Consider the following 14310-nt stretch of genomic DNA (forward strand, 5'->3'; position numbering starts at 1 on the left):
CCGGCCTGGATCACGGGCACGTTACGTAGCTGAGCCAGTTTCGGTCGAGGCGTTGACAGGTTGCCGGAGCGCAGGCAGAGTACGTCGCTAAGCAGCACGGATCACAATGCAAGACGGCATATTGTTTGGTAGACCGGTGGAGGTAAGGGTGCGGGCGATGGTTCAGACCGACTTCGGTGGCCCCGAAGTCGTACGGCCGCGCGCCCTGCCGGACCCCGAGCCCGGCCCGGCCGACGTCGTCGTCGGCGTCACCGCCGCCGCGCTGAACCGTCTCGACCTGCTCCAGCTGCGCGGGCCCGGCCTGCTCCCCGGCTTCACGCTGCCGCACGTCGCCGGCATGGACGTCGCCGGGCAGGTGGTCGCCACCGGTGCCGAGGTCGGCACGCTGCGCACCGGCGACCGGGTCGTGCTCGACCCCACCATCGGCTGCGGGCACTGCGCCGCCTGCGTCGGCGGCAACCCCGGCTACTGCCGAACGCTGCGCGTCGTCGGCGGCAACCGACCCGGCGGCTTCGCCGAGTACGTCGCCGTACCGGCCGCCGTGGCCCACCGGGTCCCCGACCACGTCGACCTCGCCGACGTCGCCGCACTGCCCACCGCCTGGAGCGTCGCCTGGCACGCCCTGCACCGGGTCGGCACCCTGCACCCCGGCGAATCCGTGGTGATCCAGGCAGCCACCAGCGCGGTCAGCATCGCCGCCATCCAGCTCGCCCGCGCCCGCGGCGCCTGGGTGATCGCGGTGGCCCGCAGCGAAGCCAAACGGGCCGCAGCCGTCTCCCTCGGCGCCGACGTGGCGCTCGACCTGGACGACCGGACCGCCGCCGGGGTCCGGGAGCACACCGGCGGGCACGGCGCCGACCTGGTGCTGGACCACGTCGGTGCGGCCACCTGGCACAGCTCCCTGGCCAGCCTGCGCACCGGCGGCCGGCTGGTGCTGCTCGGCAACACCAGCGGCGACCAGGTCAGTCTGTCGCTGGCCCAGGTGTACCACCAGGGTCTGCGCCTGCTCGGCGCCGGCGCGTACGCCCCGGCCGACTTCGCCGCCATGCTCGATGCGTACTTCGCTGGCGGGCTGCGGGCGGTCCGAGGAGCCGAATATCCGCTCGCCGACCTGCCTGCGGCGTACGCCCGGCTGGAGTCCGGTGACCTCGTCGGCAAGATCCTGATCCGGCCATGACCACGCTCGCGGCCCCGACCGCCGACTCCGGACCCGGCACCGCCCGCGCCGACCTGCTGGTCGTCGACGCCGACATCGTCACCATGGCCCCCGGCCGGGAGGTGGTCACCGGCGGTGCGATCGCGGTGGTCGACGGCCGGATCGCCGACATCGGCCCGACCGGTGCGCTGCGGGTCGCGTACCCGCACACCCCGGAGCTCGACGCGGCCGGCTGCCTGGTCGTCCCCGGCCTGGTCAACGCCCACCAGCACACCACCGCCGACCCGCTGATCCGCAGCAGCATCCCCGACGACGTCCCCGCCCAGCAGGCGATCTTCGACTGGATCGTGCCGCTGCACGCCGCCGTCACCGGCGACGACGACGAACTTTCGGCCACCCTCACCGCCGTCGAGGCGCTCAGCTACGGCGTCACCACCCTGCTCGAACCGGGCACCGTGGCGCATCCGCTGCGGGTCGCTGCCGGGCTGCGCGCCGCCGGCATCCGGGGCCGGGTCGGCCGCTGGGGCTGGGACACCGCCGATGCCCCGTACTCGATGCCGGCCGGCGAGACCCTCGCCGCCCAGGCTGAGACGGTCACCGCGCTGGCCGGCGACCGGCTGGTCACCGGCTGGGTCACCCTGGTCGGCCACGATCTGGTCAGCGACGAGCTGTTCACCGGCGCCGCCGAGCTGGCCGAGCGACTCGACGTGCCGATGACCTGGCACCTGTCGCCCAGCGCCGAGGACCCGGCCGGGTACGCCGTCGCCGGCCGCCCCCGGCCCGTGTTGCACCTGCGTGACCTCGGTGTGCTCGGCCCCCGCCTGCTGCTCGGGCACGCCGTCTGGCTCGATGACGACGAGCTCGACGCGCTCGCCGGCAGCGGTGCCTCTGTCGCCTCCTGCCCCGGCGCCTACCTGCGGCTCGGACAGGGCTTCACCCGGGCGGGCCGGCACACCGAGCTGCGGCGGGCCGGTGGCCGGCTGGCGTTGGGCTGCGACTCGCACAATGCCGGCGACACCCCGGACGTGTGGCGGGCGGCCCGGCTCTTCGCCGGGCTGGACCGCGACCGTGGCGCGGCCGAGCCGCTGCCCGCCGACGAGATCTTCGCCCTGGCCACCGTCGACGGCGCCGACGCCGTCGGGCTGGGGCGGCTGACCGGTTCGATCGAGGTCGGCAAGGCCGCCGACCTGGTCGTACTGGACACCCGCACCATCGCGTGGACCCCGCGCGGGGACCTGGCCACCCAGCTCGTCTGGGGCGCGGCCAGCCACACCGTGCGGGACGTACTGGTCGACGGCCGGCCGGTGGTCCGGGACCGACGGATCACCACCGTCGACGTCGACGCCCTGCGGGCCGAGGTCGCGGCGCGCGGCGCGGACCTGCTCCGCCGGGCCGGCATCGACATCCCGCATCGCTGGCCTGTCGTGCCGGCGACCGAGTACCGCGCGCACCGGACCGGACCGGCCGGCGCGACGCCCCCAAGGTGAAAGGAACAGCTGTGACAATAAGGATCGGAAAGGGTGCGGCGGCGCTGCTCGCCGGCGCCGTCAGCCTCGCCCTGGTCGGCTGCGCCGACAACGACGCCACCGCGCCGGACCCCGCCGGCTCCGAGGGCGGCGGCACCGTCATCGCCGGCCAGCCGGACGTCAACGGCGACGGCAAGGTGCTGATCGGGGTGCTCAGCCCCGGTGACATCAACGACAACGGCTACTACGAGAGCTTTGTCGCCGAAGCCGAGCGGTTCGCCAACGAGCAGGGCTGGGAGGTCATCAAGCGGGGTTCGGTGCCGCCGACCGAGGCGCTCAGCTCGGCCCGGGCGCTGTGCCAGCAGGGCGTCGACATGGTGGCGCTGGGCGCTTCCGAGCTCAAGGACGCCATCCCCGCCTCCGAGGAGCCGGCCTGCGAGAACGTTGCCTGGTACGTGCCGTCGTCGGAGAACATCCCGCAGACCCCGGAGATCGTCATTTCCAGCGACGACCCGAACCAGAGCATGCTCGCCGCCGGATACGCCACCGGTCTGCTGATGGAGGAGAACGGTGACACCAAGGCCGGCTTCGTCACCGGCATGGAGGTCGACTTCGCGATCAACGCCGCCCGGGCTTTCAAGGCCGGGATCCGGATGGTGGTCCCCGAGGCCGAGCTGGTGATCACCTATACCGGTGACTTCAACGACTCCGCAAAGGCCCGGGAGGCCGTGCAGGCGCAGATCGACCAGGGCGTCAGTGTGGTCTACCCGTACCTCGGTGGGGCCACCGACGCCGCAACCGAACTGGCCAACGAGGGCGGCGCGATCACCCTGACCCCGGGCACCGACCGGTGCGACTCGACCGAGCCGGAGTTCGACATCTCGGTCATCTTCGACCCGGGTGCCTACTTCGCCGCCGCGCTGACCCTGTTCGCCGAGGGCGAGCTGGAGATGGGCACCACCAAGGTGTGGCAGATCGGTATCGACCCGTACCCGGCGATCAAGATCTGCGACCCGACGGCGGAGCAGACCGAGCGGATGGAGGCTTTCGTCACCGACGTGGCCGAGGGCAACATCGACACCGCCGCCGAGGTGGAGCGGCTCGGCGGCTGACCCGCCACCGACCGCACATCGGAAACCACTTGCTGACCCGACTATCGAGGTGGAACGGACTGTGCACACCGACGGCCACACGGCGCCGGCGCTCACCCTGCGCGGAGTGAGCAAGCGCTACGGTCCGGTCGTCGCCTGCGACGCCGTGGGGCTCGCTGTCAGACCCGGCGAGATCCACGGCCTCCTCGGCGAGAACGGGGCCGGCAAGTCGACCCTGATGAAGATCCTGCTCGGGCTGGTGCACCGGGACGCCGGCAGCATCCTGCGCGACGGCGAGCCGGTCGAGATCGACACCCCGCAGCGGGCGGCCGATCTGGGGCTGGGCATGGTGCACCAGCACTTCAGCCTGATCGACCCACTCACCGTCTGGGAAAACGTGATCATGGGCGACAGCGGCCGGGTCGACAAGGGCGCGGCCTGCGCCCAGGTCGAGCAGGTCGCCCAGCGGTACGGCCTGCCGATCGACCCGATGGCCCGGGTGGACCGGCTCTCCGCCGGGGAACGGCAGCGGGTCGAGCTGATCAAGTGTCTGCGCCGCGACCCGTCGGTGCTGATCCTCGATGAACCGACGTCGGTGCTCACCCAGGCCGAGTCGGCCGAACTGTTCACCGTGCTGCGCCGGGTGGTGCAGGCGGAGAACCGGGCGGTCATCCTGATCAGCCACAAGCTGGCCGAGATCATCGCGGCCACCGACCGGGTCACCGTGCTGCGCCGGGGCGCGGTGGTCTTCCACGGGCCGACCGCGCAGACCACCCCGCAGCTGCTGGCCCGGCAGATGGTCGGTCGGGAGGTGTCGCTGCGGGCGGAGAGCGCCGCGCTGGGCATGCTGCCGGTCGATCGTTCCGGCGACCAGCCAGCAGGCGACCAGCCGTCTGCCAGCGGCCAGCCGGCCGCCGGCTCCCCGCCGGCGTTGCGGCTGCGCGACGTCACCGTGCTCCTCGGTGAGCTGCGGATTCTCGACGCCCTCAACCTCGACGTCGCACCGGGGGAAATCGTCGGCCTGTACGGCGTCGAAGGCAATGGCCAGGCCACCCTCGGTGATCTGCTTTCCGGGCTGCTGGTGCCCGACTCCGGCACGGTCGAGATCGGTGGCGAGCCGGTCGACCTCGACCGGGCCGGCGCGCTGCACACCGCCGGACTCGGCATCGTGCCCGAGGACCGGCACCGGTCCGGCGTGGTGCTGGACATGACGATCGCCGAGAACCTGGTGATGAAGTCGCTGGCCGCGGTCTCCGGCGCCGGCGGGGTGCTCAGCCGGCGACGGATCCAGCAGATCGCCCGGCAGCGGATGACCGAGTTCAACATCATCGCCCCGTCCCCGGACACCCCGGTGCGCAGCCTGTCCGGCGGCAACCAGCAGCGGGTGGTGCTGGCCCGGGAGTTGTCCGCCGGACCGAGGGTGCTGATCGCCGCCCAGCCCACCCACGGGCTGGACGTCGGCGCGATCGAAGACATGTACGTGCGGCTGCGGCAGGCCGCCGCGGAAGGGGTGGCGGTTTTGCTGATCTCCACCGAACTCGAAGAGGTGATGGCCCTGTCCGACCGGGTGGCGGTGATCTCCTCGGGTCGGATCGTCGGCGTGCTCGATCCCGCCGAGGCCACCGCGGAACGCCTCGGCATGCTGGTCGGCGGGGTGAGCCACTGATGGCCACGTTGACCGGTGCGGACCCGGCCGGCCGGCGGCTGCTGGCCCGGCTCACCCCCGGCCCCGGCGGCCGGCAGGTCACCGCGGCGACCGTGGTGACGGTCGCCGTCGCCCTCGGTCTGTCCGCGTTGCTGATCGCGGTCACCGGCGGCTCGCCGAGCGCCTCGGTGCAGGCGCTCTACCAGGGCAGCATGGCCAGCCCGCGAGCCTGGAGCAACTCGCTGCTCTACGTCGCACCGCTGCTGCTGGTCGCGGTCGGTGCCTGCGTCAGCGCCCGGTCCGGCTTCTTCAACATCGGCCAGGAGGGCCAGGTGCTGATCGGGGCGCTGGCCGGTGCCTGGGTCGGCCTGCGACTCGCCCTGCCCGGGCCGTTGCTGCTGGTCGTCGTGCTGCTCGCGGCGCTGCTCGCCGCCGGCGGCTGGGCCGGGCTGAGCGCGCTGATGTACCGCTTCCGAGGGGTCAACGTGGTGGTCAGCACGCTGCTGATGACCTTCCTGGCCCAGCAGTTGGTGGCGTTCGCGGTCAACACCCCGTGGCTGCTGCAGGAGTCCCGGCTGGGCACCGGGGTGGTCTCGCCACAGTCCAACCCGCTGCCGGAGAACGCCCGGCTCGCCTCCCTCGGTGAGTACCCGAACCTGCAGGTCAACGGAGGGCTGATCCTGGCCGTCCTGATCGCGGTGGCGATCAGCCTGGCGATGACCCGGACCCGGTGGGGGTTCCGGCTCAAGATGCTCGGGCTCAACCCGGTCACCGCCCAGCACGCCGGGGTCCGGGTCGGCGCCCTCGGTGGGATGGCGCTGGCCATCTCGGGAGCCTTCGCCGGCCTGGCCGGCGCGCTGCTGCTGACCAGCCCGATCGGCAGCCACCGGCTGCAGCCGGGAATGTCGTTGAACCTCGGCTGGGACGGCCTGCTGGTCGCCCTGGTCGGCCGGAACAATCCGCTGCTGGCCATTCCGGTGGCGGTGCTGTTCGGCGTGCTGCGCGCCGGATCCAGCTTTCTGGCCGCCACCGGGGTGCCGTCGTTCCTGGTCGACGTGGTCAAGGCGCTGCTGGTGCTGGCGTTCGTGGCGCCGCCTGCGGTGATCGCCCTGCTACGCCGGCGGCGGGCCGGCGGTGAACCGGCGGGCACTCCGCCGCCGACCGGTGGCCTGCCGACCCCGACCCCGTCGACGGGGGAGCCGGCGGCACCCGGCACCGAGGTGCCGGCGATCGACGTCCCGGAGGCGACCGGTAGCGAGCCGACCGGTAGCGGGTCGACCGGTAACGGGTCGACCGGTAGCGGGTCGACTGGTAGCGAGAAGACCACCATGGAAGGCAGGCCGGCATGAGCGCCGCCGACAACATCGCCACCATTCTGTCCAGCGGGGCGCGGCTGACCATCCCGTTGGCCTTCGCCGCCTGCGGCGAGTACGTGGCGCAGCGCGCCGGCACGCTGAACATCTCGGTCGAGGGCATGATGCTCGGCGCGGCGTTCGGCTCGATCGCCGTGGCCAGCGCCACCGGCAGCGCCACCATCGGGCTGGCCGCCGGTGCCCTCGTCGGCGTGCTGGTCGCCGTGCTGCACGCCAACCTGTCGCACCGGGCCCAGATCAACACGTTCGTCGTCGGTCTGGTGCTCAACGCCCTGGTGCTCGGCCTGACCAGTTATCTGATCACCATCAGCAGCTTCACCGGGCACCAGGTGTGGCGGGTGGACATCCCGGTGCTGCGCGACATCCCGATCATCGGACCGATGCTGTTCGTACAGCGTTGGCCGGCGTACCTGCTGCTGATCGCGGTACCGCTCACCTGGTGGCTGGTGGAGCGCAGCCGGTGGGGCCTGGAGCTGCGGGCGGTCGGGGAAAACCCGCAGGCCGCCGACGTCAGCGGGATCCGGGTCAACCACCGGCGCCGGCAGGCGCTGCTGTTCTGTGGTCTGCTCGCCGGGCTCGGCGGTGCCTACCTGGCGGTGGGTGAGGTCGGCTCGTTCAACCAGAACATGACCGCCGGTCGTGGCTACCTGGTGATCGCCGCGGTGATCTTCGGTGCCTGGCGGCTCGGTCGGACCATGGTCGGCTGTGCGGTGTTCGGTCTCGCCGATGCGATGCGGCTGGCGCTGCCGGCGCTCGGGGTGACCATCAACTCGCAGCTGCTCATCGCCGCGCCGTACCTGTTGGCGCTGCTGGCCATGCTGGTCTTCGCCACCCAGCACCGAGAACCGAGAGCGCTGGCCAAACCGTTCCAGCGCGGCACCACCTAGTCGGCTACCTGACTACCGGCGCGCCCGGCTCAGCGTCACCGCCGGGCTCGGCGTCACCGCCCGGCTCAGCGCAGGGTCCGTTTGCCGGACGCCCTGAGTACGCCGACGAGAAGGACGTAGATCAGGACACCGACAGCGGTGACTCGCCACAGATGATGTGGGTTGTCGAGTAACATCCTGCTCAAATACCCGCGACGGCTCCCGGCTATCCGGCGACCGGATCACGGGCGGATGATTCGCCGTGACAGTGATCGGGTAGCGAGGTCGGTCATGGGACCTGAACGGACGAAGACGGCTCGGCTGTGCCCACCGTCAACGGGCCATCCGTCACGAGGCGACGGTGGGCGACGGTGACCGGGTCGACCTGGCCGCTGGCACCGAGCATCGCTGCGCTCGCGGTCGCCCTGCTCGTCATCGTCTTCGCCGGCAAGTCGCTGGCGGCGACCGCCGACACCCTCGCCGACCGGACCGGAATGGGCGAGGCCGTCGCCGGAGCGCTGCTGCTCGGCGCGGTCACCTCGCTACCGGGGATCGCCACCACCGCGATCGGCGCCTGGCAGGGCGACGCGCAGTTCGCCATCGCCAACCCGATTGGCGGCATCGCTGTACAGACGGTCTGGCTGGCCATCGCCGATCTGCTCTACCGGCGGTCGAACATCGAACACGCGGCCGCCTCGCTGGAGAACATCATGCAGGCGCTGGTGCTGGTGGCGCTGCTCTGCCTGCCGATCGTCGCCTACGCCACGCCCGGCCTGACTCTCGGCTGGGTGCATCCGGCGAGCCTGCTGATCCCGGTCCTCTACCTGTACGGACTGCACCTGGTCCGCCGGCTGCGGCAGAACCCGATGTGGCGGGCGGAGCAGACCTCGGACACCCGGCAGGACGTACCGGACGACGTCGACGGCGACGCCGACGGTGCGCCCAGCACCCGCCGGCTGTGGTGGCGGCTGGCCGCACTCGCCGCCGTCGTCGGCGGCACCGGCTACCTCATCGGGCAGGGCGGCCTGGGAGTGATCGCGGCGACGGGTCTGCCCAGCGGCTTCGTCGGGTTCACCGTCACCACCGCGATCACGTCGTTGCCGGAACTGGTCACCCTGATCGCGGCGGTCCGGATCGGGGCGTTGACCCTGGGGATCGGCAACATCCTCGGCGGCAACGCGTTCGACTCGCTGATGATCTTCCTCGCCGACGCGGCGTACCGGCCGGGGTCGGTATACGCCGACGCGGCCTCCGCCGGTCTGCTCCTCGCCGGGTCGACCACGCTGCTCACCGTGACCCTCGCCGCCGGCCTGCTCCTGCGCCAACGCCGGGGGGTCGGCTTCGAGGGCATCGCCATCCCGGTGATCTACCTGGTCACGGTGGTGCTGCTGCTGGTTCGCGCCGCCTGACTCCGCCGCCCTGGGCGGCGGCCGGTCACGGTGGTGCAGCGCCGGTCCGGTCAGCCCCGGCGGCGCAGCGCCGGGTCGGTGAGCGCCGGCGGCCGGTAGCCGGCGTCGGCGGGGTTGACGTTGTGTCCTGGGGGCACCAGCTCGTCGATGCGGTCCAGCACTGCGGCGGGCAGCCCGGTCAGCTCACCGGCACCGAGCTGACTGCGCAGCTGGGGCAGGGTGCGCGGGCCGACGATGGCGCTGGTCACCGCCGGGTGGCTCAGCACGAAACCGAGGGCCAGCTCGATCAGGGTCAGCCCGGCCTGCGCGGCCAACTTCTCCAGCTCGTCGACCAGTTCCAGCTTGTGCTGCCGGGCTGCGGTATCGCGGAAGTCGAAGTGGTCGGCGTTGCGTCCGGCCCGTGAGTCGGCGGGAACCTTGGCGGAGCGGTACTTGCCGGTCAGCCAGCCGCCGTTGAGCGGGCTGAAGGCGAGCACCCCGAGCCGGTGCCGCTGGCAGGTCGGCAGCACCCCGGCCTCCACCCCACGCGCCATGATCGAGTACGGCAGCTGTTCGGTGGTGAACCGTTCCCGTTGCCGCAGCTGGGCGACCCACTGAGCCTCGACGATCTCCTCGGCGGGGAACGCCGAGGAGCCGACCATCAGCACCTTGCCCTCGCGGACCAGGTCGGACAGCGCACCGAGGGTCTCGTCGATGTCGGTGCCCGGGTCGGGCCGGTGCACCTGGTAGAGGTCGATTCGGTCGGTGCCGAGCCGGCGCAGGCTGGCTTCGACCGCCTGACGGATCCAGCGCCGCGAGTTGCCCCGCCGGTTGCGGTCGTCCCCCATCGGTTCGTGGAACTTGGTGGCCAGCACGACGTCGTCGCGCCGCCCACGCAGCGCCCGGCCGAGGATCTGCTCGGATTCGCCGTGCGCGTACACGTCGGCGGTGTCCACGACGTTGATCCCGGCGTCGAGCGCCTCCCCGACGATCCGCCGGCATTCCTGCTCGTCGGTGTTGCCCCAGGCACCGAACATCATCGTGCCGAGGCATAGCGTGCTCACCTCGACGCCGGTGCCGCCAAGCCTGCGGTACTGCATCAGAACCTCCCGCCGCCAGCCTGTCAGCCGACCACCGACGGCGGCACCGTCGCAGCGGCTCGAAGGCCGGTCGCCGGGTTTGTGTCCCCGGCACATGGATCCCGGCTACGGTGCCGAATAGCCTGGTAGACGCGCTGCAACAGACATTTCGGCAACTGGAGGTTCCCGTGGCGACCGGCCTTACCCACGCCCGATGGACGCACGTGGCACTGCCCACCGGCGACCTTGACAAGGCCATCTCGTTCTATACTTCGCTCACCCCGCTGGTGGTGGTGGAGCGCTTCGCCGACGCCGACGGCGAGAGCGTCTGGCTCTCCAACGACAAGCAGGTCGAGACGCCGTTCGTGCTGGTGCTGGTCTCGTTCAACAAGGACAAGGGCGGCCAGTTGGGGCTGCTGCACCCGTTCGCGCACATCGGCATCGAGGTGCCGAACCGGTCCGACGTCGACGAGATCGCCGAACGGGCCCGGGAGATGGGCTGCCTGCACTGGGAGCCACGGCAGATGCCGCCGCCGGTCGGCTACATCTGCGCGTTGAAGGACCCGGACGGCAACGTCATCGAGATCTCCCACGACCAGCAGGTGTTCGACACCGTACGGCGGCTGTGGGGGAGCTGACCGGCGGACGCACCCGCGACGCGGTGCGGCGGTACCTGGCCGCGCTCAACGCCCGGGACGCCGACGCGGTCGCCGACTGCGTCAGTCCCGGGTTCGTCAACGAGCACACCGCGGCGCTCGGCCGAACCGTCACCGGCCGGGCCGCGTACCGCGCCCGGCTGGACGGCTTTCTCGCCGAGTTCGCCGACCTGCACTACGAGGTCGAGGATCTGCTGGTCGAGGGCGACCGGGCGGCGGTGGCGTACCGGATGTCGTTTCGGCTGGTGTCGGCCGGCCGCGCGCCGGTCCGCATCCGGGGCATGTTCCGCTTCGAGGTGGACGCCGACGGGCTGATCGCCCGCCGGGTCGACTACTGGGACAGCGCCGAGGTGCACCGACAGATCGCCGCCGGCTGATCCTGTCGGCTGGCTGGTCCCTATCGGCTGGCTGGTCCCGTCGGCCGGCTTATCCCGCCGGTGGCGTAGGGCTCGGTAGAGTGGCGCCGTGGTGGTCACGGGTCGGGCGGCGGGTGAGACGAGCGAGGTGGCCGGCGACGGGCCGGCCATCCAGACGGTGCAGCGCGCCGCGACGATCCTGCGGGCGTTCACCGCGGAACGGCCCCGGCTCACCCTGGCCGAGCTGACCGCCGACCTGGCGATCAGCCGGGCCACCGCGCACCGGTACGCGCGGGCGCTGCGCACCGCCAATCTGCTGCGGTTCGACGTCGCCACCGCCACCTACACGCTCGGCCCGCAGATCCTGGCGATGGAGGCGGCGGCCCGCGCCGCGCTGCCGATCGTCACGGTCGCCGAGCCCTACCTCGACCGGCTGACCCGCGACACCAACCAGACCTCGGTGCTGAGCATCTGGAACGGCGAGGCGCCGACGGTGGTCCGGTGCATGGACAACACCAGCGGTGACGTGCGGCTCAGCGTGCGTACCGGCTCGCCGTTGGAGCTGACCCGCTCGGCCCAGGGCCGGGTGTTCTGCGCCTACCTGCCGCCCGCCGAGAATCCGGTGGTGGCCCGGCAGCTGCGGCTGTCCGCCGCGCTGCGGGAGGTGGTCGCGCAGGTGCGCCGCGACGGCGTCGCGGTCAACTCACCGGAGGATTTCGGGGTACGGGTGATCGCCGCACCGGTGTTCGAGCGTACCCAGGTGGTGGCCGCGCTCGCGGTGCTCGGCACCAGCGTGGCGCTGGCCGGTGCGGCGCAGACCGCGGCGGCGGACCAGCTGCGGCAGGTCGCGGGGGAGTTGTCCGAGACGTTGGGGGCGATCGCCGGTTAACTCCGGCTGGTCCGGCCGTTGCCGCCCGGCCGGTGGCCGTTGCGCCCGGTGTCGCCCGGCTGCTGGTGGCCGTTGCCTGCGACGCTGCCCAGTTCGGCGGTGACCACAGCGGCGGCGCGCTGCAGCGCGGTGGCCAGCGGGCTGTCGGTGCCCTCCGGCACCGATGTGGTGGTGCCGACGATCGCCATGGCGGCGATCAGCGTCTGGCCCCGGAAGATCGGCGCGGCGATGCTGCGTACCCCGTTGACCGACGGCGTGTTGGCGGAGATGCCGGTGCGGCGGATCTTGTCGACCTCGTGGCGCAGCTCGGCCGAGGCCGCCAGGTCGGCGGCCAGCCCGGTGACGTCCTCCGCCGGCAGGAACGCGCAGAACACCCGGCCCTGGGCGGACTCGGTGCGCGACAGCCGGGATCCGGTGCGGACGCTGACCCGGATCACCCGGTCGGTGTTGTCGTCGGCGCGGACCACCACCGCCGTGTCGCCGTCCCAGACGCTGAGCACCACGGTCTCGTCGACCTCGCGGACCAGCTGCTGCATGTGCGGGCCGGCGATGCTGATCACCGGCATGGCGGCGCGGGCGGCGGCGGACAGGGTGAGGATCTGCGGGCCGAGGGAGTAGAGGCCCTCACGTTCGTCGTAGCGCAACAGGTTGCTCTCCCGCAGCGCCTTGGTGTAGCGGTGCGCGGTGGCTTTGCTGGTGCCGAGGCTGGCGGTGAGCTCGTTGAGGCTCAGCCGGGGTCGGGCTGCGGTGAACGCGTTGAGGATCACCGCGGCGCGCTGCACGGTCTGGATCGCCGGGGTGCTCGGCTCGGCGAGCACCGGGGGGCTCACCTCGGCGGGAGAGCTGTCGTCCGCCATCTGGCTTCCTTATCTGGCTTCCTGGTCGGAAGCGGCGGGGCGTGCGCACCGGACGGGGGTGGGTGCGAGCGGCCGGGACGCGTACGGAAAGTGAGACAGCATCATGCCATACGGTACCCTGCGCTGTCGATGGTGCCGGTGTGCCGTACCGCGATGTCCGCATAGATGCCGGCGAACATCCGCAGATCGGCCAGCGCGTACCGGTCCCGGCGGGGATCAGCGGGATCGGCACCCCGGCCGGGCGGTCCCAGCCGTACCGTCGGCACGCCCCGGCCGCGCAGCACCACCCCGTCGGTCGAACCGGTCCAGCCGAGGACCGGCGGTGCCTGTTCGCCGTACGCCGCTGTCCAGGCGTCGCACGCGTGCCGGGCGATCGGCGCGTCCGGTGCCGTCGCCGCGGCTGGGTGGACCAGTTGCCCGTCCACCGAGACCGGGCACTCGGCCAGCGGAGTGCCGGCGGTCGCGGCGGTGACGGCGGCCTGCACCTCGTCGCGGATCCGCGCCGGATCGTCACCGGGCACCGTCACCAGGTACAGGTGCAGGTCAAGCCGGCCCGGCAGCAGATCCGGCTTGGCCGGCTGCCCGGCGCGTACCGCACCGATGCCGACTTCGGCGCCGACCGCAGCGGTCGGATCGGCGCGGGCGGCCAGGTGCCGCCGCCGGAAGGCCTCCAGTGCCTCGATCACCACACCGAGATGGGTGATCAGACCGCCGGGCGGCACCGCGCGCTCGCGGGCCAGCACCGGATGGAACCGGCCGGTCAGCCGCACCCGCAGGTAGAGGGCGCCAGGTTCGGCGGTCAGCACGCCCGGCGGACTGGACTTGGCCAGCACCGCCGCCGCCGGCGGTGGGTACCGGTCCAGGTGTCGGGCGACACCGCCGGGCTGCTGCCGGACCACGCGCGCAGGAGTCTCCGGCGGTTGCGACAGGTGGTACCGGTGGGTTCCGGTGGCGGCCAGCAGCAGGGTCAGCCGGTGTGGCCGGTCGGCCGCCCGCAGCGCCTCGGCGGCGGCGACGAAACCGACCAGCGCGGTCGCGGCGGCGGCCCGGGCGACCCCGAGGCCGAAGCCGTCGACCAGGGCGTCGCCGGCCGGTCCGGCCGAGCGGCGCAGTCCACCCGTCGGACCGGACACGCCGGTGATCGGCTCGTCGAAGCCCGGCTCACCGGTGAGGGAGGTGTCGAGGTGGGAGCAGATCAGCAGCTCCGGCGCGTCGCCGCAGCCGGCGGTGACGTTGTGGCCGGCGGTGACGTCGCGGCCGGCGGTGACGACGAGATTGGCGCTGCGGGGCATCTCGGCGGTCGCCGGCAGCCGGTCGACCCGCCAGGCCAGCTCCGGCCAACGGCTGGCGCCCCAGCCGGCCAGCCGCTCGGCGGTGGCCAGTTCCTGCCCGTACGGGGTCGGCCCGGCGGTCAGCACCGTCAGGGCGTCGACGATCCGGTCCTCGCTCATTGCCTCATCCCATCACTCCCGTGACAGTTATCCAAGA

At 72.4% G+C, this 14310-nt stretch carries 13 protein-coding genes; 10 read left to right on the top strand and 3 right to left on the bottom strand.

The window, feature by feature from the left end; translation table 11 throughout:
- Window positions 1-157: 157 nt before the first annotated feature.
- The 7 genes from ACXAHD_RS04315 (at window position 158) to ACXAHD_RS04345 (ending at window position 9006) form a co-directional block, all read left to right on the top strand.
- Window positions 158-1177: a zinc-binding dehydrogenase gene (locus tag ACXAHD_RS04315; protein WP_281551103.1), complete on the top strand. Its 1020-nt coding sequence runs from the start codon at window positions 158-160 to the stop codon at window positions 1175-1177.
- Window positions 1174-2643 (top strand): amidohydrolase family protein, encoded by a 1470-nt coding sequence (locus ACXAHD_RS04320; RefSeq protein WP_281551102.1) that lies wholly within the window; start codon window positions 1174-1176, stop codon window positions 2641-2643. Before ACXAHD_RS04315 ends, ACXAHD_RS04320 begins: the two co-directional genes overlap by 4 nt.
- A gap of 11 nt (window positions 2644-2654) precedes the next feature.
- Entirely contained in the window at window positions 2655-3734 is a 1080-nt protein-coding gene (locus ACXAHD_RS04325) for a BMP family ABC transporter substrate-binding protein (RefSeq protein ID WP_233606006.1), read from the top strand.
- A gap of 49 nt (window positions 3735-3783) precedes the next feature.
- Window positions 3784-5379, top strand: coding sequence for an ABC transporter ATP-binding protein (locus ACXAHD_RS04330; RefSeq protein ID WP_475048732.1), 1596 nt, complete (start codon window positions 3784-3786; stop codon window positions 5377-5379).
- Window positions 5379-6707, top strand: a complete 1329-nt coding sequence (locus ACXAHD_RS04335) for an ABC transporter permease (RefSeq protein WP_475048734.1) — start codon at window positions 5379-5381, stop codon at window positions 6705-6707. Before ACXAHD_RS04330 ends, ACXAHD_RS04335 begins: the two co-directional genes overlap by 1 nt.
- Window positions 6704-7618 (top strand): ABC transporter permease, encoded by a 915-nt coding sequence (locus ACXAHD_RS04340; protein WP_281551099.1) that lies wholly within the window; start codon window positions 6704-6706, stop codon window positions 7616-7618. The genes ACXAHD_RS04335 and ACXAHD_RS04340 overlap by 4 nt, the downstream gene beginning before the upstream one ends.
- A gap of 350 nt (window positions 7619-7968) precedes the next feature.
- On the top strand, window positions 7969-9006 hold the full coding sequence (locus ACXAHD_RS04345; RefSeq protein ID WP_475048737.1) for a sodium:calcium antiporter: 1038 nt from the start codon (window positions 7969-7971) through the stop codon (window positions 9004-9006).
- Window positions 9007-9056: 50 nt separating this feature from the next.
- Here ACXAHD_RS04345 and ACXAHD_RS04350 read toward each other — a convergent pair whose 3' ends face one another.
- On the bottom strand, window positions 9057-10085 hold the full coding sequence (locus ACXAHD_RS04350) for an aldo/keto reductase (protein WP_475048739.1): 1029 nt from the start codon (window positions 10083-10085) through the stop codon (window positions 9057-9059).
- Between the two features lie 167 nt (window positions 10086-10252).
- On the opposite strand from ACXAHD_RS04350, the gene ACXAHD_RS04355 reads away from it, so the two are divergent.
- From ACXAHD_RS04355 to ACXAHD_RS04365, 3 genes are all read left to right on the top strand, one after another.
- Window positions 10253-10702, top strand: coding sequence for a VOC family protein (locus ACXAHD_RS04355; RefSeq protein ID WP_278170800.1), 450 nt, complete (start codon window positions 10253-10255; stop codon window positions 10700-10702).
- Window positions 10690-11097, top strand: a complete 408-nt coding sequence (locus tag ACXAHD_RS04360; protein WP_475048741.1) for an ester cyclase — start codon at window positions 10690-10692, stop codon at window positions 11095-11097. Before ACXAHD_RS04355 ends, ACXAHD_RS04360 begins: the two co-directional genes overlap by 13 nt.
- Before the next feature lie 88 nt (window positions 11098-11185).
- The gene (locus tag ACXAHD_RS04365; RefSeq protein ID WP_475048744.1) at window positions 11186-11965 is read left to right on the top strand and encodes an IclR family transcriptional regulator; all 780 of its coding nucleotides are present in this window, start codon (window positions 11186-11188) and stop codon (window positions 11963-11965) included.
- Here ACXAHD_RS04365 and ACXAHD_RS04370 read toward each other — a convergent pair.
- Window positions 11962-12822: an IclR family transcriptional regulator gene (locus ACXAHD_RS04370; protein WP_281551094.1), complete on the bottom strand. Its 861-nt coding sequence runs from the start codon at window positions 12820-12822 to the stop codon at window positions 11962-11964. The genes ACXAHD_RS04365 and ACXAHD_RS04370 overlap by 4 nt on opposite strands.
- A gap of 101 nt (window positions 12823-12923) precedes the next feature.
- A complete protein-coding gene (locus tag ACXAHD_RS04375) occupies window positions 12924-14273 on the bottom strand; it encodes a hypothetical protein (protein ID WP_281551093.1) in 1350 nt (449 codons plus the stop codon).
- Window positions 14274-14310 lie beyond the last annotated feature (37 nt).

Source organism: Micromonospora sp. ABR4_055, assembly GCF_056160425.1.